13 protein-coding genes, 1 other RNA gene and 1 pseudogene are annotated in these 18632 nt (G+C 38.3%); 10 read left to right on the top strand and 5 right to left on the bottom strand.

Annotation, left to right across the window (positions count from 1 at the left end):
• The first annotated feature begins 31 nt into the window (after nt 1–31).
• The 3 genes from rnr (at nt 32) to ssrA (ending at nt 3418) form a co-directional block, all read left to right on the top strand.
• A complete protein-coding gene (gene rnr / locus JFV29_RS26180) occupies nt 32–2401 on the top strand; it encodes a ribonuclease R (protein WP_201187303.1) in 2370 nt (789 codons plus the stop codon).
• Nucleotides 2402–2464: 63 nt separating this feature from the next.
• Nucleotides 2465–2932, top strand: coding sequence for an SsrA-binding protein SmpB (gene smpB / locus JFV29_RS26175; protein ID WP_053348626.1), 468 nt, complete (start codon nt 2465–2467; stop codon nt 2930–2932).
• Nucleotides 2933–3056: 124 nt separating this feature from the next.
• Nucleotides 3057–3418, top strand: a transfer-messenger RNA (tmRNA) gene (gene ssrA / locus JFV29_RS26170).
• A 486-nt stretch (nt 3419–3904) separates the two neighbouring features.
• Here the strand turns inward: ssrA and JFV29_RS26165 are convergent.
• A complete protein-coding gene (locus tag JFV29_RS26165; RefSeq protein WP_201187301.1) occupies nt 3905–5359 on the bottom strand; it encodes a DHA2 family efflux MFS transporter permease subunit in 1455 nt (484 codons plus the stop codon).
• Between the two features lie 172 nt (nt 5360–5531).
• On the opposite strand from JFV29_RS26165, the pseudogene JFV29_RS26160 reads away from it, so the two are divergent.
• Both JFV29_RS26160 and JFV29_RS26155 read left to right on the top strand, forming a co-directional pair.
• Nucleotides 5532–6079 (top strand): annotated as a pseudogene (locus tag JFV29_RS26160) (TetR/AcrR family transcriptional regulator).
• 540 nt (nt 6080–6619) lie between these two features.
• Nucleotides 6620–7261: an esterase/lipase family protein gene (locus tag JFV29_RS26155; protein WP_201187299.1), complete on the top strand. Its 642-nt coding sequence runs from the start codon at nt 6620–6622 to the stop codon at nt 7259–7261.
• Nucleotides 7262–7435: 174 nt separating this feature from the next.
• On the opposite strand, the gene JFV29_RS26150 is transcribed toward JFV29_RS26155, so the two are convergent.
• From JFV29_RS26150 to fdhF, 4 genes are all read right to left on the bottom strand, one after another.
• Nucleotides 7436–8272, bottom strand: coding sequence for a DUF1835 domain-containing protein (locus JFV29_RS26150; RefSeq protein ID WP_201187296.1), 837 nt, complete (start codon nt 8270–8272; stop codon nt 7436–7438).
• Between the two features lie 645 nt (nt 8273–8917).
• Nucleotides 8918–9967, bottom strand: a complete 1050-nt coding sequence (locus tag JFV29_RS26145; RefSeq protein ID WP_201188118.1) for a P-loop NTPase — start codon at nt 9965–9967, stop codon at nt 8918–8920.
• A 137-nt stretch (nt 9968–10104) separates the two neighbouring features.
• Nucleotides 10105–10581: a DUF1641 domain-containing protein gene (locus tag JFV29_RS26140; protein ID WP_053348631.1), complete on the bottom strand. Its 477-nt coding sequence runs from the start codon at nt 10579–10581 to the stop codon at nt 10105–10107.
• 19 nt (nt 10582–10600) lie between these two features.
• Nucleotides 10601–13540 (bottom strand): formate dehydrogenase subunit alpha, encoded by a 2940-nt coding sequence (gene fdhF / locus JFV29_RS26135; protein WP_201187294.1) that lies wholly within the window; start codon nt 13538–13540, stop codon nt 10601–10603.
• A gap of 334 nt (nt 13541–13874) precedes the next feature.
• Between fdhF and JFV29_RS26130 the strand changes: the two genes are divergently transcribed.
• The 5 genes from JFV29_RS26130 (at nt 13875) to JFV29_RS26110 (ending at nt 18596) form a co-directional block, all read left to right on the top strand.
• Nucleotides 13875–14237, top strand: a complete 363-nt coding sequence (locus JFV29_RS26130; RefSeq protein WP_053348632.1) for a DUF2294 domain-containing protein — start codon at nt 13875–13877, stop codon at nt 14235–14237.
• Nucleotides 14238–14309: 72 nt separating this feature from the next.
• Nucleotides 14310–15107 (top strand): formate dehydrogenase accessory sulfurtransferase FdhD, encoded by a 798-nt coding sequence (gene fdhD, locus JFV29_RS26125; protein ID WP_201187292.1) that lies wholly within the window; start codon nt 14310–14312, stop codon nt 15105–15107.
• A gap of 192 nt (nt 15108–15299) precedes the next feature.
• Complete coding sequence (locus JFV29_RS26120; protein WP_201187290.1) at nt 15300–16172, top strand: LysR family transcriptional regulator; 873 nt, start codon at nt 15300–15302, stop codon at nt 16170–16172.
• A 156-nt stretch (nt 16173–16328) separates the two neighbouring features.
• Entirely contained in the window at nt 16329–17255 is a 927-nt protein-coding gene (locus JFV29_RS26115) for an AEC family transporter (protein WP_056524565.1), read from the top strand.
• Between the two features lie 318 nt (nt 17256–17573).
• Nucleotides 17574–18596, top strand: coding sequence for a Bug family tripartite tricarboxylate transporter substrate binding protein (locus JFV29_RS26110; protein ID WP_201187288.1), 1023 nt, complete (start codon nt 17574–17576; stop codon nt 18594–18596).
• Nucleotides 18597–18632 lie beyond the last annotated feature (36 nt).

Raw genomic sequence — 18632 nt, 5'->3', positions numbered from 1 at the left:
AATTTATCATACCCTGAATAGGAGGGGTTTTATGGAAGATAACATTCAAGAACACATAAATAAGCTTCTGACGTATATGACAGACGAAGCGTATAAGCCATTAACAGTACAAGAACTTGAAGAGGCTCTAAAAATCGAAGACTCAGCAGACTTCAAGAATTTCGTGAAGGCGCTAGTTAAGATGGAAGAAAAGGGATTGGTAGTCAGAACGAGAAGCAATCGTTACGGTCTGCCGCAAAAAATGAACTTATTTCGCGGTAAATTAACAGGACATGCTAAGGGCTTCGCATTTGTTACACCTGAAGATAATCCAGGAATGGATGATATTTTCATTCCGCCAAATGAAACAGGTACAGCAATGCATGGAGATATCGTCATGGTCCGTGTTTCTTCAGAAACATCCGGCTCAAGACAAGAAGGTACAGTTATTAGAATACTTGAACGCGGAATTACACAAGTAGTCGGTACATACTCCGAGAGTAAAAGTTTTGGTTTTGTCATCCCAGATGATAAAAAAATTGCGAATGATATTTTCATTCCACAGCATGCTTCTCATGGAGCGGTAGAGGGTCATAAGGTTGTAGTTAAGCTGACTTCTTATCCTGAAGGACGTGTAAGTGCAGAAGGAGAAGTCATTGAAATTCTTGGACATAAGAATGACCCTGGCGTGGATATTCTGTCAGTAATTCATAAATATGGTTTGCCAATGGAGTTCCCTGAAGAAGTCATGGAGCAAGCTAATGCCGTTTCGGATACCATTGAAGAAAGTGAAATTGGCAACCGCAGGGATTTGCGTAATGATGTATTAGTAACGATAGATGGAGCGGATGCCAAGGACTTGGATGATGCTGTTACGGTTTCTAAACTTGAAAATGGCAATTACAAGTTGGGTGTACATATTGCTGACGTAAGCCATTATGTGAAGGAAGGTTCACCGATCGATAAGGAAGCTCTTGAAAGAGGTACGAGCGTTTATTTGGTGGACAGGGTTATTCCTATGATTCCGCATCGCTTATCGAATGGTATTTGTTCTTTGAACCCCCAAGTTGATCGTTTTACACTATCGTGTGAAATGGAAATCACGCAAAATGGCGATGTCGTCAATCATGAAATTTTTGAAAGTGTTATTAAAACGACGGAACGAATGACTTATGGCAATGTGAACAAAATTCTTGTGGACAAAGATGAAGAACAACTCGAACGCTATGAAGCGCTGGTACCTATGTTCCAGGACATGGAGAAGTTAGCGGCCATTCTTCGTAAAAAGCGGATGAACCGCGGTGCGATCGACTTTGATTTTAATGAAGCGAGAGTCATTGTGGATGAAGAAGGACATCCGACTGAAGTTGTATTACGTGAAAGATCAGTTGCGGAAAAGCTGATTGAAGAGTTCATGCTTGCAGCTAACGAAGCTGTTGCAGAGCATTTCCATCGTCTTGATGTACCTTTCATTTACCGTATTCACGAGGATCCGAAACCTGAAAAACTGCAGCGTTTCTTTGAATTCATTACTAACTTCGGATATATTGTTCGAGGATCGGCCAATGATGTTCATCCAAAGGCTTTACAGGAAATTATTGAGGCTGTTGCTGGAAAACCGGAAGAAACGGTTATTTCAACGGTAATGCTTCGTTCAATGCAACAGGCTAAATATGATCCGGAGAGTTTGGGTCACTTTGGCTTATCAGCTGAGTTTTATACCCATTTCACATCACCGATACGCCGTTACCCGGATTTAATTGTGCATCGTTTAATTCGGACCTATTTGGTGGAGGGTAAACTAGATCAAGCTACCAAGGAAAAGTGGAATGCCATTTTACCTGAGATTGCCGATCATACGTCGAAGCGCGAACGTCGCTCAGTCGATGCTGAGCGGGAAACCGATGATTTGAAGAAAGCAGAGTACATGCTTGATAAAATTGGTGAAGAATACACCGGTATCATTGGATCTGTTACGAACTTCGGGATGTTTGTTGAGCTGCCGAATACCATTGAGGGGCTTGTTCATGTCAGCTTTATGACGGATGATTATTACCGCTTTGATGAGCGTCAGCTTGCGATGATCGGGGAACGAACGGGTAAGGTATTCCGGATTGGCGATGAGATAGACATACGTGTTTCCAACGTGAATAAAGAGGAACGGGCCATTGATTTTGAAATCATCGGCATGAAGGTTAGCCGTCCTCGTCCTTCTGGGGAGAAGAAAATATTCAAGGCTAATTCAGGTGAGCGTAAACGAGGCCGCGGTGGTAATTCGGGCAATAACGAAAGCAAAGGCGGAAGCCGTGGAGGCAATCGCAATAGTGATTCGTCTTCTTCAGAAAGAAAACCGAAAAAGAAGAAAAAATTCTTTGAAAATGCGCCAGCTGCTAAGCGCAAAAGAAAACCTAAAAAGAGATAAGATTGAGGAGAGAGGATGATCCAGTCATCCTCTCCCTGATTGGATGATAAAGGGGAGAGTTAGATGCCAAAAGGCTCAGGGAAGCAATTAGCACAAAATAAAAAAGCATTTCATGATTTCTTTATTGAAGATACCTTTGAAGCAGGAATTGTTTTGCAAGGGACAGAAATCAAATCGATTCGGGCCGGAAAAGCCAATTTAAAGGATTCCTTTGCCAAAATTGAAAACGGCGAATTGTATCTACATAATATGCATGTCAGTCCTTATGAGCAAGGAAACCGTTATAATCATGATCCATTACGGACACGAAAACTTCTCCTGCACAAAAAGGAAATTAATAAGCTTATTGGGGAAACGAAAGAAACAGGATACACAATTGTACCCTTGAAAATGTATTTGAAAAATGGCTTTGCCAAGGTTTTAATTGGGCTGGGTAAAGGGAAGAAACAATATGACAAGCGTGAAGACCTGAAGAAGAAGGAAGCGAAACGTGATATTGAACGTGCTTTCCGCGACAGACAGAAGATGTAGAACTGCCAAGACCTTACAATTGATTTTTTAAATGAATCTGTTATAATTAATCCTGTACCGATGACAACTGAATATCAGCACAACTTGCTGACTATTCTTTTCTCGTACGCTCCATTTTAATCATGGGGACGTTACGGATTCGACAGGGATAGTTCGAGCTTAAGTTGCGAGTCGAGGGGATCGGCCTCGTTAAAACGTCAACGCCTATAACTGGCAAACAAAACAACAACCTAGCTTTCGCTGCGTAACAACAGTCGATAGCTGTTCCTCCCTCCATGGCCCACGTGGTAGGGTAAGGGACTCACTCTAAGTGGGATACGCCGGAATCCACCGTCTGAGGATGAAGGAAGAGACCAATCAGACTAGCTGCTCTGCCGCCTGTCGATAGGCTAATGAGTTCGCGAAATGCGAATATATCGACTACACTCGTAGAAGCTTAAGTGCCGTTATGTCTGGACGTGGGTTCGACTCCCACCGTCTCCACCAATACATATATTGGTGGTTTTTTATTTTTATATAACAGGAAGCGTAACTTTTCATAAAATGCAGGGTTATGCTTCCTTTTTTGTTGTGCAATAATATGCTTCCACAAAGTTAACGTTAACTCACTTATTGTGGTTTTATAAAAAAGATTGATCATTTAAAACAAAGTTAGATTATTTAAAATAAAGATTGATCATTTATAATAAAGCAACATTTATTAGGATAGCGTCAGGAAAATGCGGATTTTCAACGTTAAGAAAGTTTTAATGGTCTTTAAAGAATCTAGGGTGATCATTTTCTCTGAATTAATCCCGTAAATTAATATGATCCCATCCTAAAGTAGATATATGATGTAAAAAGTCAACATTAAAATTACCTACTCCAAGATGAATTATATGGAATTGTAATATCTAAAAAATAACAAAGCATATCTGAGATTTCTCAGATATGCTTTCATTTTAAATACACTAAATAATAATGTTGACTGTTTTAGTTATGTGATTCACTTTCGTATTTTTGAATGGCTACTTTTTTAGGCATTAAACATGCAAAAATTAATGCTACAAAAGATACGAATAACATAAATACATAGGCGTCACTTGAGCTGAAGATAGAAGATAATTTCGCTAGTTGTATAGCTGAAATGTCTCCATTTTCAATGGATAACTGAGAAGCATGCGAAGTTGCTTGAATTGTATACACTGTGATGATAACTGCTGTTCCTATAGCACCTGCTAATTGGCGAATGGTATTATTTACTGCTGAACCATGTGAACCCAATTCTCTGGGTAAAGCATTCAACCCTGCTGTATTTAAAGGCATCGAAATGAAACTTAATCCAATTCGTAAAATAATGGTACGAACCATTAAATACATATAAGCTGTGGATTCGGTCAAATCAATTGCACCCCACATCGAAATAATGATAAATACTAAACCTGTAATAAAGAGTGGCTTCGCCCCGTATTTATCATACATTTTACCTGTGATAGGTGATAAGAAGGCATTAATCACGGCTCCAGGTAATAGAAGTAGACCTGATTCAAATGCGGTAAAACCTCGTCCATTTTGCAAGTAAATTGGTAAAAGAATTAGATCGGCATACATAATCATCGTAATGAGTATGTTAATGACTGATGTAAGAGTGAAAATTTTATACTTAAATACGGATAAATTTAATAATGGATCGTTAGACTTTATTTGACGTAAACAGAATAGAGTTGTAACGATTATTCCGATGATGATTGTTGTAATAACAACTGGATGTGCCCATCCTTTGCTTCCTGCACTACTAAATCCAAATAAAATACAACCAAAGCCAATCGTTGATAAAATGACACTTACAATATCTAATTTTGCTTTTGTTGTGTCTGCAACATTCATTAAATATTTAAAAGCCAGAATAATGACGATTAATACTATTGGAGCTAATCCAATAAATAGCCATCTCCATGATACATATTCAATGATAAAGCCAGATATTGTTGGAGCGATGGCTGGGGCAAAAATTATGGCAAAGCCGATAGTTCCCATAATACTTCCACGCTTTTCACTAGGGTATAAATACAAAATAACCGTCATCATTAGTGGCATAATAATTCCTGCCCCAATTGCTTGAATCATTCTTCCTGTTAACAGAATGCTAAAGTTCATGGCACAGGCACATAGCACAGTCCCCATGAACAAAAAGAACATCGAGCTAATAAACAGCTGCCTTGTTGTAAAACGTTTCATTAAAAACGCAGTAATCGGCACTAAAATACCGTTTACGAGCATAAAGCCTGTTGATAGCCATTGTACAGTTGCAGCCGTAACATGAAATACCTCCATAAAATTACTCATTGCTACATTTAATAGTGTTTGATTTAATGTTGATAAAAAACAGCCAGCAATCAGGACCATTAATAAGATTTTTTTATTTTTTTCCGCTATTTTCTTCTGCATTCATAAACTCCTTTATTCTAGACTTGAATTATCGACACCGTGTCGATAAAATCAATAGTAACAAGATATATATTCTTTGACCATGAACAGTTTTTTTTAAAATGTTCACTACTCGACATAAAACATATATGATGTTGAGAAAGTAAAAGGAAAATCTATAAGGGGGTTAAAAATGTCTACACCTAAAAAAGAAGATCCTCGTACAATTCGTTCAAGAGAAATGTTTAAAAATGCCGTCTTTTCTCTTTTATGTGAGGACCCCGCCATTTCAAACTTAACGGTTCAGAAAGTCGCAGCCAAAGCAGAATTAAATCGGACAACATTTTACTTACATTATCAAGATATTCAAGATTTACTAACGCAAATCACCAACGAGATTTCAAATGAGCTTTCTAATAAAATTGTTGATTTAATACATGCAAAAGATTTATCAGAAAAACAAAAGCTAACACAATTTCTTGATTATTTATATATCCATCGAAATTATTTACTTATTATATTTAAAATGAATCAATTTGAGGAGCAATTGTTTTTATTTTTAAAGCAACTAGTAGAAACAAGAAGAAAGAATACCAAAAAGGATTTACTGCTGACTATGTCGCGGTTGATATTAAAACAGCTTCATTGGTAGGCATCATCATGTGGTGGATAACGAAGGGGCTTCATTTTAGTTCAGATTATATTGCAAATCAAATTTATTTAATGTACAAAGTGCAATGATTCTAAATCATTCATCCATATTATTAATAAACATTGGAATCCGTAAATGATGAAAATTAAAAGGACCATTAAAGTTATTCTCTTACAAGTAAGAGTGTAAAGTAGGAACAAGTAACGAAAAAAGCCCAATTCCTCAATTTTAATGCTTAGAAATTGGGCTTTTTATATTGGCATTTCCTTAACGTTGTAAATCCGCATTTTCCTGACGCTACAAGAAGAAAGAAAACAATGGTCAATTAGGGCTGTTACCCTTATTTGCATATAAATAATAATAGAAAAGATTACCATTTGTTCAAAAGTATAAAGGATAAATTTAAATGAAGTGTCCCCTTTGTAAAGGTTATTTGAAAAAAGGACTAGGCGGCACAAAAAAGATGATTTCTGTATTTTACAGGGCCATAGGCGAAGTAGTTTTTCTCTTATTTACCAGTTAAATACCAGCAGTAACCAGTGTTACAAAAAGTTGCCGGTTGTTTCACCCTCCAAAATGTATGACAATTAACGTAACAAAAAAGCAGACAAACACATAGGAGGGAAATAATGAAAAATAAGAGATTGCTACTTTCAATAATTGCATGCATGGCCATTATTTTTTCTGTTGTTACTATTCAGCCTTCTGATTCCAAAGCACAGACAAACAGCCATGATCCAGTTATCTTCATTCACGGAGCCGGCGGTAATAGCGGAAACTTTAACAGCATTAAGAACTACCTGAAAGCACAAGGCTGGTCCGATAATGAACTGTATGCCATCGAAATGGTGGATAAATCGGGTAATAGCTTGAATAATGCAAGACAGCTAGCTCCTTATGTAGATGAAGTGTTAAAAAAAACAGGAAAGAGTAAGGTTGATATTATTGGACACAGCGCGGGAGGCATCAATACCCTGACTTATATTCTCCTCAATGGCGGCGGAAGCAAGGTAAACGATGTGGTAACGTTGGGTTCTCCAAACAAATTTGTAACATCGAAAGCTCCCGTAGGTACAGATCCTACCCGTAAAATCCGTTATACTTCGATTTACAGTACCAACGACTATGTTGTACCCACTTCGCTTTCAATACTTCAGGGAGCGAAAAACGTTCAAATTAGCGGTGTAGACCACGTGGGAATGCTCTGGAACAGTAAAGTCAACGAGCTGATTAAAGAAGGATTGAATGGCGGAGGGACAAATACAAATTAACAAAAGATTCTTATCTTGAACTTAGTTTTTTCAGCAATATTAAACACATACCGCCTAATGCTTTACTAGAATGTTAATCGAAGCCAGAACGAATAACAACAATCTATAAGCATGCAGCACAAAGAAGATGATTTCCTGTATTTAACAGGGGTCATCTTCTTTAAGTTCTACTATTTAAGATAATCGAATCTTCAATTTTCCTAAAGATCCCAGATTTCCTTGGTAACTTAATTTTTGTTGCTGAATCAATTGGTATATTCGGAAAGCTAAATACGTATCACCAATACATTGGTCACTTTCCCCCATTACTTCTCCAACAACTCGGGCTGCACTTTGATATTCATTTGAAATATTTTTTAAGATAGATCCATCATAATAATCTTCAGATACAGCTACTAGTTTTCCATCTAATAATATTCTTAATACGTCTTTCGTTTGAGACCATTTTTTCCAGTCACTTATTAAATCTTTAATTTTTATATGAGACATGCTTTTTTTCATTTGTAGAGCATCTGAAATCAGTTTTGGAGGCATTTCACCTAAACTTCTTATCACATATGAAATTTCTTTGTCCTGTAAGTCACGTACTTTGTATTCTATATGGTGGCTGTACTCTGTAACATCGACCTCTTCAAATTGAATATGTTTATTTTGAAGTAAAAATAATACAAATCTTAAACCGATTTCATCAGAAGTATTGTCACCATGCCATAAGATTACTCTGCTATTACTCGGAACTTCAATTGCGATTCGTGAATTACTTTTAAGGATTGTTTCAATCCAATCTAAGTAGTCTGTATCTGAGGTTGGTCCTGTTTTTGTTAACACTTCTTTCAGCCATTGTTTTCTTTCGTGTAGCCCTTCAATAGATTCTAATTTATAAATAGGACCTATTGAAAAATCTTCACTAATACAAATAATTTGTTGGTTTTGGTGTTCATTACTTTTTTGAAAAATGTTTTTTAAACTCCCATAAGCAGAATCACCAAAACAAATATGTACAACATTCATATTTTTATCTCCTTACTGACTATATATGGCTATTTTTGTATGGAAAGAGCAAATATGAGCTAATTGCTCTTTTTCGTTTTATTATATGTGATATAAAAAGGAATAACTATCGAATTAAATTCCATATAGGTCGAATTTTTATAAGATAATTACTTCTTTTGAACAAACGGTAACGCAAATAAAGGGTCCATTATTAAAAATACACTCTAGAGAAATAGCGTAAAGTTGATAATTCCTCATTCTTACAATCGGGGTTAGAACAGAAACCGGATTTTACAGGCAAAGTATTTGGAAAGTTTTATTCCGAATTCTTCCAGGTGCTCCTGCTCCTGTGCAAGGTTTAATAGACAAAGGAGAGGACCTGCCCCCTTCGCAAGGGTTTGCCGCTCTATATCGGCAAAATTGAGTAAATTCTCGTCTTATTCATTCCATTAACAAGTTCCGGAAGTGTATCCGCTATAACTCTCGACTATAAATCAATCGTCAATTGAGGGAGTTTTTACTTGTTTCATCTTCTGCTAGTGCTACGAGAATATTGCAATCATTGAATCTAACAAGTAGGGGGGCGAATAAGGGGAGAGTATACAGCTTGTCTTTTAATGAGTAAAAAAAGAGGACGACTCTTAAGAGTCAACCTCTGTTCAATTATGCTTGATTGATAATATCTTCTGCTAAAGATGTGAAGGTTTCTCCAACGTACGATTCTTCATCAAAGACAGAGGCGTCGTTATTTTCTTTGCGGTTTGAGAATGGGATGGTAGAAATTACTTCAGTTTCAAGTCGTTGTGCCAAAATGGCCCCGCCACCTTTTCCAAACAGGTAATTCCTCGATCCGTCCTGTTCTTCAAAATATGCCATGTTTTCGATGACACCCAAGATTTCATGTTTAGTATGTTTGGCCATTGCACCTGCTCTTGAAGCGACAAAAGAGGCGACGTTATGTGGAGTGGTTACAACGATTTCCTTAGCTTGAGGGATCATTGCTGCTACGTCGATGGCTACGTCTCCAGTTCCAGGAGGTAAATCAAGCAGCAGGTAATCCAGTTCTCCCCAATGCGTGTTCACAAGGAAGTTTTTTATCCATTTATTAAGCATAGGTCCCCGCCACATAACAGGATTATCATCTGCTGCAAAAAATCCCATGGACATGACCTTCACACCATGACTGACAACGGGAATGACGGTTTGGTCAATCATTGTTGGTTTTTGGGTAATTGCCATCATTGCAGGGACACTGAAGCCATATATATCAGCATCTAAAATGCCCACACGTTTGCCCATTCGTGCTAAAGAGACTGCGAGATTAATCGTAACAGTTGATTTTCCAACGCCTCCTTTCCCGCTTGTAACGGCAATGAAGGTCACACCTGAATCAGGGCGAAGCATATTAGGCATACCCGTTTCAGTGGTTGCATTGCTTTTTAGTAATTTTGTCAAGGCTTCTCGTTCTTCTTTAGTCATCGAGCCAAATTGTAAAGACACAGTTGAAGCACCGATGGCTTTTAGCGAGTTTTCAATATCTTCCTGAATTTTCGCTTTTAAAGGACAACCTTGAATGGTTAAGACTACTTCTAACTGGATATGGGTTCCGTCGATTTTGATATTTCTAACCATATTCAACTCTACAATACTTTTATGCAATTCCGGATCTTCGACATGTTTCAAAGCATCCATGACTTTTTCATGTGTTAGCATTTCATCCATCCTTTTGTTTTCAATATCGTCGTGCATGATAGAAAAAAGACTCAAAAGAAGGATGAACTTCTTTTAAGTCTTAATCTATTTGTTGAGAGAAAGCTGACTTTTAGGGATAGTCACTTGTAAAAAAGGTTCTATTCTTTTAGTTCCTTACCCATTCCTTTTAGGAAATGGATGCCAAAACCGATTGCTCGATTTATATCTGGGTCATTTAATGTTTTCATTAAATTCATTACACCAATTTTCTTATCGGTCTGTAGGAATTTGTTGGCTTCATCGACTCCTGCTAGTGCACTGTTAAGTAGTTTTGTAGATTGTGCGGCATCAGCGTTCATCAAAGCTCCTGTTGCTCCCATAAGGGTATTGATTAAATTGGTTACAGGTTGTCTTGTGACTTGTTGAAGAGCGATTTTTGCAATTTGTTCTTTTCCTTGAAGCATGGAATTCGCAGCTTCAAGGACACCTGATTCATTAAGTTCACCGAGGATTTTAAACATATTGTTCAACACATCCTCATTGTTGGTGACAAGCGTTTTTAGTTCTTCGAGTTTTTGTAGCTTTATTTCTTCCTCTGTTATAGGGTTATGGATTTCCGTAATTGGAGCTGCCATGAGCTTCACCCTCCTTTAATTATTTATCCGTTAAGTGAACATACCCTGGACGAGCCCACTTACGTTCTACCTCAACACCATTTTGAGGATGACGTTTTTTATTCCGTGGATTAGATCCCGGTAATGGAGTGTCTCCGCTTTTACTTAATACTTCCATGCGAACCATCGTTTGTTTATAAGCAGGCGTGCTTGTACGGTTATCATACACAGGACCTGTCAGGAAATTAATGGCTGAATCTTTGTCAACTGAGTTCATCGGTAGAAAAAGCTCATTTGCTTGTACTCGGTCTGTGATAAGAACCTTTAATTTAACGGCTCCGAACGGTGACACTAAGCGTACGAGTCCGCCGTCATTGACTTTACGTTCTTTTGCAAGCTCAGGAGAAACCTCAACGAATATATCAGGAACTTTAGATTGAATTCCATTGGATTTATTCGTCATATTTCCTTCATGGAAATGTTCAAGCATACGTCCATTGTTGATATGAAGATCATATTCCTCTGGGAACTGAGCAGGCTCCACCCAATCAGATAGAGCAAAACGGGCTTTCTTATCAGGGAAGTTGAAGCCATCCACATAAAGAAGCGGTGTGCTAGTTCCATCATGGCTTCCCCATAGGAAGCTGTTCCAGCCTTCAAGGACTTCATAATTCGCTCCGCTGAATATTGGAGACAGGCTCGCCATTTCCGCATAAATTTCACTTGGATGATTGAAGTTCCAATCCGCTCCTAAACGTTTAGCAATTTCTTGGGTGATCCACCAGTCTGCTTTAGCTTCTCCTAAAGTAGGCAGTGCTTGGTATAAACGCTGTACGCGACGTTCTGTATTAGTGAACGTTCCGTCTTTTTCAAGAGATGGTACTCCTGGTAATACGACGTCTGCATATTGAGCTGTTCTAGAAAGGAAAATATCTTGAACAACAAAGAAATCTAAGCTTGATAACACTTTATGGACGTGGTTGGCATCGGAATCGACAAGTGCCATATCTTCACCGACAAGGTACATTGCTTTCATATCGCCTTTTTCAATAGCGTGAAGCATTTCGATATTGTTCATACCTGGTTTTCCATCAATTTTTACTCCATATGCTTTTTCGAATTTAGCACGTGCTACATCATCAGAAATATGCTGATATCCTGGAAGCCATGTTGGAAGAGTACCCATATCGCAAGCACCTTGTACATTGTTATGACCGCGAAGCGGATAAGCTCCAGCCCCTGGACGACGGTAGTTTCCTGTAGCTAGTAAAAGGTTGGAAATCGCAGCGGAAGTATCGGAACCTCCAGTGTTTTGTGTTACACCCATTCCCCAAAGAATACAAGCCCCGTCAGCATCACGAATCATTTCGGCTACTTGAATTAGTGTTTCTTTTGAAATCCCTGTGTTTAGTTCTGCATATTCTAAGGTATATTTTTTAAGTATCTCTTTATAATCGTCGAAGAAGTTCACATTTTCACTGATGAATTCTTGATCATGCCAACCTTGATCGATCATATATTTTGTAACGGCCATTAGCCATACTTGGTCCGTACCTTGCTTTGGTCTCATAAAGATATCAGAACGCTCTGCCATTTCATTTTTACGAAGATCTGAAACAATCAGTTTTTGACCATGAAGCTTATGTGCCCGCTTAACGCGTGTTGCTAGTACAGGATGGCCTTCAGCCGGGTTTGCCCCAACGATAATGACAAGACCTGCAGCGGCGATATCTTTAATGGTTCCAGCATCTCCACCCATGCCGACTGTACGGAACAATCCATCTGTTGCTGGAGATTGACAGTAACGGGAGCAATTGTCGACGTTATTCGTTTCGAAAACTTGACGTGCTAGTTTTTGAATTACATAGTTTTCTTCATTCGTAATCTTAGATGAAGAAATGAAACCTACAGAATTACCTCCGTGCTGTTGTTTGATTGAACCTAATCTAGATGAAATTAAATCAAGTGCTTCATCCCAGCTTGATTCAACAAATTGTCCATTTTTACGAATTAGGGGCTTAGTTAACCGTTTTTCAGAGTTTACGAAGTCCCAACCGAATTTCCCTTTAACACAAGTGGAAATCGCATTAACAGGGCCTTCATGAGTTGGTTGGACTTTAAGGATTTTTCGGCCTTTTGTCCAAACTTCGAATGAGCAGCCTACCCCACAGAACGTACAGACTGTTTTTGTCTTCTTCGTCCGAGTGTCTCGCATTGCTGCTTCAATTTCTGAAATGGCAAAAATACCACTGTAGCCAGGTTCTACTTCTTTAACAAGATCAATCATTGGCTCAAGCATGTCGTTTTTCAAACCTGACATGAAACCAGCTTCACCAAGCATTGATTTCTCCATTAATGCATTACAAGGACAAATGGTTACACACTGTCCGCAACCGACACAAGATGAGTTGTTAATATCTGTTCCTTCATCCCATATTACCCGAGGGCGATCTGCTTCCCAGTCAATGGATAGCGTTTCATTGACCTGAAGGTTTTGGCAGACTTCTACGCATTGTCCGCATGCAATACATTGATTAGCATCATAGCGGTAAAAAGGATGGGACATATCGACGTCACCCAATTTCACTTTCGGTGTGTAAGGATATTTTTGATGTTCAATTTCCATTAATTCTGCGGTGTTATGAAGTTTACAATTTCCATTATTATTATCACATACTGTACAGTATAAAGAATGATTTTCCAGGATCCGGTCCATAGCTTCGGTTTGGGCTTCTTTTGCCTTGCTTGAGTCTAAGGCAATATCCATGCCGCTCACTGCCGCTGTCGAGCAGGATCGGACGAGTTTCCCATTTACTTCTACGATACATGTATCACATGTTTGGATCGGATCTACTTCAGGAACATAACAAATTTGTGGATGAGCTATCTCATTTTGATTGATAACTTCCAGTATTGTTGATCCGGTTTTTGCTGTATAGTCCAAACCATTAATTTTTATAGTAATATTTGAATCGCTCATAATATTTCCCCCTTTTATAGCCGAAAACACGAAAAAAACCACCATGATTACACCTCCGGCTCTGAACGGTGGTGTAAGTCATGGTGGAATAGTTTAATAGCAAAACTTGCCAATATACCAATCATACCATTATGTATGGGTATTGAGAAAAGATAGAAACACAACAGTACACTATTGCGTACCCAACTTTTATTATTGATATTATACCTTTAATTTCAAAAAGAAACAATCCTGTAAAGGAGCTACCATTTCCAAATTCCTTTCGTTTTTTTTCTTGTTGATTTATGATAAGAAAATTGAGAAGTGTAATTCCGTGAATTGGAGTGAGGGTAATATGTCAAAAGTAATTCATGAATTCAATGATATGATTCGTAAGCTTCGTAAGGAACTATTTGGGAAAGGCCCGGAGCGTATCCACACAGTTTTCGTTGAAAATATGGCCGTCTCAACGTTATACGGTAATTTAACTCCGACGGAAATGTTCATATCAAGCACAGAGGAAGGAAAAGAGATGGTCCATTCAGCCAGAACTAAAATGATTCAGGATGTATACTCGGTGAATCCTCCGGAAGGAATGGAGAAACTGGTTGGAGCTAAACTAGTCCATTTGTTTTCAGATATAAAAGTAAAAGAAAATATAGCGATTTCCGTATTTGTCTTTGATAAGGAAATAGCGGAAAAACTAAACGGGCATTGACCAACCTCTAGAAGATATAGGTTCCTAACATATTAGGTCAATTAGCTCCTAGACATTAAAAGGAGTGGGGACATGAAAGCAATTGAAATGAAGCGGGACATTATCCGTATAGCTAATGGAGAAATTGAGAGAATAGAAGATACGGTCGTGACGGAGTTTCCTGTTACTGTGAAAATAAATGGACAAGAATTTGTTACCATGGTTTGTACACCTGAATACATTGAAGATATGGTCATTGGTTACTTGGCTTCTGAAGGAATTATCAAAAAATATGAAGAAATAAAGGAAATTTGGGTGCAAGAAAAAGAAGGTTTTGTTCATGTGAAAACGGATAAGGTGAACCCATACTACCAGGACTTTCAAAATAAGCGGTATATTACGTCTTGCTGTGGGATGAGCAGGCAAGGATTTGTCTTTGTAAACGATGCACTGACTGCTAAGAAAATGGATAATATTTCAGTAAAACTTACACCTGATGATTGCTTCCGCTTGATGAAGGATCTGCAAAATTCTGCTGTCACGTTTCAAAATACGGGTGGAGTTCACAATGCTGCGTTATGTGATGTCGATGGCCTCGTATTAAGTCGGATGGATATTGGACGACATAATGCTCTGGACAAAATATATGGATATTGCTTGAAAAATGGTATTTCGATAGAAGGAAAGGCTATCGTGTTCAGTGGCCGAATTTCATCGGAAATTTTATTGAAAGTGGCGAAGATTGGTTGTGAACTTATACTCTCAAAATCTGCTCCAACAGAACTAGCTTTGGAGTTAGCTGAAGGATTAGGAATTACGACGGTCGGATTTATTCGTAATGATTCCATGAATATCTATACATGTCCTGAAAGAATTCAATTAAATGAATAAATGAGCGTATTCCTCTTGAATGTTGCCACCCCCCACTAGGGAAAAGGGTGGAGAATTTGCTTAAAGGTAAAAAGGTCCTTGCCGGCATGGCTCGGACCTTTTTTTGACTTTGTTAAATAATATATCCTTCAAGCCTTTTGTGGTACAGTTTGGGTAAAACAATTACTGGAAAGTTATATCGGAGGAAAGTCAATGGATGAAAGGGATTGGCATATTTTAAAGGTTTTATATCAAAAAAAGAATATTACTAAAACCGCGCAAAGTTTATATATCTCGCAACCTTCTTTAACAAAACGAATTCAACAAATCGAGAAAGAATTTAATTTGAAGATTGTGGAGCGGGGAACAAGAGGTGTCCAGTTTACCCCTCAAGGGGAGTACTTGGCAAACTGTGCTGATGAGATGCTGATTAGGCTCCGTCAGATAAAAGAGACTGCGTTTAACATGGGACAGGAGATTAGTGGAACGTTGCGATTGGGAGTTTCCAACTATATTACGCTTCATAAGTTGCCGGGCCTGTTGAAAATTTTTCGTGAACAATTTCCTAAGGTTGATTTTAATGTGACAACGGGTTGGAGTAAGGAAATACTAAACCTCATTTACAACGAAGAAGTCCATGTTGGGATTGTACGTGGGGACTATCAATGGTCGGAATCAAGGCATCATCTTTTTGAGGAAACGATTTGTATCGCTTCAAAGGAAAAAATTGATATCCAGGACCTGCCATCTTTGCCGAGGATTGATTATGGGACCGACGCTCTTTTAAAATCGATGATTGATAATTGGTGGAGAAGGAATTTCTCCAGACCCCCTTTGGTTGGAATGGAAGTGGATAAGGGTGATACATGCAAAGAAATGGTCAGGAATGGGCTAGGATATGGGATTCTTCCAAGCGTCTTACTGGAGAAAGACCAAAATCTATATCAGATTAATTTGAAGGATGAACAAGGAGATATACTTATTAGAGATACTTGGATGTTATATCATGAAAAGACGCTAGAATTAAAGCTGGTCAATGAGTTTGTCCAATTTGTTAAGAGTGTCGATTTTATGAGAGATATTTAGATAAAGCACAGAAACTTCTGTGCTTTTTTTATCATTCCTTTTTTGAATAGCCAACGATAATTTATTCGTATTTTAATTATGGGTTCATCCACATTATGATGTTATGAGAGAAGTGAATCTACAGGATATTTCCTTTTGAAATGGAGAGGTAGTAATATGAGTGTTTTGTTTCTAATTTTATTGAATGTCATTGTACCTGTCTTTTTTCTAATAGGAGCGGGGGCATTTCTTCATCGTAAATTCCATCTGGATATGAACACGTTGTCTAAATTGAACAATTTCCTACTTATGCCGGCCATTAGCTTTGTTAATATTTATCAAAGCAAGATGGGAGGGGGGATGATTGTACAAATATTTGGCTTCCTTGCTCTTCAAGCTGTAAGTCTCATCATAGTAAGTACATTGATTGCTAAACTCGCTAAGTTTGATCAAAGTCTCTCTGCAACTTTTAAAAATAGTGTGGTCTTAAATAACTCAGCCAATTTTGGGATGCCAGTCAGCCAGTTGGTGTTTCATAATAATCCTCTTGGGCTATCAATTCAAGTCATCGTTATCATCTTTCAAAATCTACTAACCTATACATATGGATTGATGAATTCCGTTTCCGTTCATACAAAAAGTGCAAAGGGAGCGATCAGTGAGTTCTTGAAGAACCCTGTTATCTACGCTCTCTTACTTGGTTTCGTTTTACAGGCGACTTCAATCAATATTCCTTTGTTTTTATGGACTCCGATTGATAATATCGCAAGTGCGTTCATAGCGATTGCCTTGATTACACTGGGTGCACAGAGTGCGTACTTAAAAATAACTCACTTCCCGCTTCCGCTAATTCTTAGCTTGATTGGCCGTTTAATACTCTCCCCATCTATTGCCTTCCTAATCATTCTCATGCTTGGGCTGGAAGGGACGGTTGCTCAAGGATTATTTATAGCAAGCTCATTTCCAACATCAAGAAACAGTGCTTTATTTGCTTTGGAATATGGTAACCATCCGGAGTATGCGGCACAGGCCGTCTTGATGTCCACTTTATTCAGCAGTATAACGGTAACGTTGGTCGTATATCTATCAAAAATTCTATTCTAGTTGGACTGCTCTTAATGGGCAGTCTACAGTTTTTTTAAAGTGTTTGTAAAATTCGAACCGTGATTGGAACGTAAGGCACTCGCTTTCCCCGCAGGAGTCTCGCACCTTCCATTCCAATCACTTTGTTTAATTTAGATAGACCCCCTTTTGTCTACAAACTGGGACTGCTCTGAAGGAGCAGTCTTTTCCCCCTTTTCCTGCTATAAAACTTTATGAACAATATGGATATTATGGAATTTATGTTTTTTAGGTGAATAATTAAAGAAAAGGTATAAATTTTTGTAAAATTAAGAAAACGCTTTCAAAAGGGGGATTCATATGTTTTCTCGTAAAAAGATTTCTGCGGTTATATTGGCAAGTTCGTTAGCCCTAAGCTTAGGTGCATGCAGTAGTTCGGATACATCAGGCGAAAAGAAAGAAAGTACTGGATATCCGAAAAAAGCCATAACGATTGTTGCTCCGTCGGGTGCAGGTGGCGGATGGGATTTAACAGCTCGTTCATTTACAAAGGTCTTAAGTGAGACAAAACTGGTAAGCCAGCCGTTAACCGTTGAAAACAAACCCGGTGGTGGTGGTGCTGTTTTTATGGCGGAATATGCAACACAGCAAGTTGATAATAACGACATGCTGTTTGTGAACTCGCCCCCTGTCATTATTAATAATCTTAAAAAAGAGGGCAACAGTCCTTATGGATATAAAAATACGACTCCTTTGGCGCAGCTGACAAAAGATTATGGAGCTATCGTAGTCAAAGCGGATTCAGAATTTAAAGATTTAAAATCAGTGTTGGAAGTAGTAAAAAAAGATCCGCGCAAGCTAACTTTTGCAGGAGGATCAGCTCCTGGTTCCATGGATCACTTGATTTCCATTCTTCCAGCCTATGAATATGGTTTAAATCCTACTGAACTTAAATATGTATCGTACGACGGTGGCGGGGAAGCGATAACGGCATTGCTTGGAGGCAATGCAGATGTAATTGGAACGGATGCCTCTAGTGTAAGAGAGTTTTTAAAAGCAGGGAAGATTAGAGTTCTGGCCGTAACATCGACTGAACGCCTTGGTGGAGATCTTAAAGATATACCAACGGCTAAGGAACAGGGAGTAGATGCTGAGTTTACCATTTGGAGGGGAGTTTTTGGTCCTCAGGAAATGTCTGATGAAGCTAAAACATTTTGGAACGAATCTATTGCAAAGTTAGTTGAAACCTCTGAATGGAAAAAGGAAGTCGAGGCACAAGGATGGGAGCAAGAATATAAAAACAGTGAAGAGTTTGGCAAGTTTTTAGAAGAACAAGAGAAACAAGTGCAGCAATTATTAGAAGCTTTAGGAATGGAAAAATAATGGGGGAAGAAGGAGGTACTTCTCCTTCTTCTTATT

Origin of the sequence: Peribacillus sp. TH16 (genome assembly GCF_016651095.1) — a bacterium.
GTDB classification, from domain to species: domain Bacteria; phylum Bacillota; class Bacilli; order Bacillales; family DSM-1321; genus Peribacillus; species Peribacillus butanolivorans.
The sequence above is the reverse complement of the archived record's forward strand: the minus strand, read 5'-3'. Positions and strand labels throughout refer to the sequence as shown.

Excerpts from the sequence above, each read along its gene's own strand:
- rnr (WP_201187303.1), top strand. The coding sequence starts at position 32 with ATGGAAGATAACATTCAAGAACACATAAATAAGCTTCTGACGTATATG.
- smpB (WP_053348626.1), top strand. The coding sequence starts at position 2,465 with ATGCCAAAAGGCTCAGGGAAGCAATTAGCACAAAATAAAAAAGCATTT.
- JFV29_RS26165 (WP_201187301.1), bottom strand. The coding sequence starts at position 5,359 with ATGCAGAAGAAAATAGCGGAAAAAAATAAAAAAATCTTATTAATGGTC.
- JFV29_RS26155 (WP_201187299.1), top strand. The coding sequence starts at position 6,620 with ATGAAAAATAAGAGATTGCTACTTTCAATAATTGCATGCATGGCCATT.
- JFV29_RS26150 (WP_201187296.1), bottom strand. The coding sequence starts at position 8,272 with ATGAATGTTGTACATATTTGTTTTGGTGATTCTGCTTATGGGAGTTTA.
- JFV29_RS26145 (WP_201188118.1), bottom strand. The coding sequence starts at position 9,967 with ATGCTAACACATGAAAAAGTCATGGATGCTTTGAAACATGTCGAAGAT.
- JFV29_RS26140 (WP_053348631.1), bottom strand. The coding sequence starts at position 10,581 with ATGGCAGCTCCAATTACGGAAATCCATAACCCTATAACAGAGGAAGAA.
- fdhF (WP_201187294.1), bottom strand. The coding sequence starts at position 13,540 with ATGAGCGATTCAAATATTACTATAAAAATTAATGGTTTGGACTATACA.
- JFV29_RS26130 (WP_053348632.1), top strand. The coding sequence starts at position 13,875 with ATGTCAAAAGTAATTCATGAATTCAATGATATGATTCGTAAGCTTCGT.
- fdhD (WP_201187292.1), top strand. The coding sequence starts at position 14,310 with ATGAAAGCAATTGAAATGAAGCGGGACATTATCCGTATAGCTAATGGA.
- JFV29_RS26120 (WP_201187290.1), top strand. The coding sequence starts at position 15,300 with ATGGATGAAAGGGATTGGCATATTTTAAAGGTTTTATATCAAAAAAAG.
- JFV29_RS26115 (WP_056524565.1), top strand. The coding sequence starts at position 16,329 with ATGAGTGTTTTGTTTCTAATTTTATTGAATGTCATTGTACCTGTCTTT.
- JFV29_RS26110 (WP_201187288.1), top strand. The coding sequence starts at position 17,574 with ATGTTTTCTCGTAAAAAGATTTCTGCGGTTATATTGGCAAGTTCGTTA.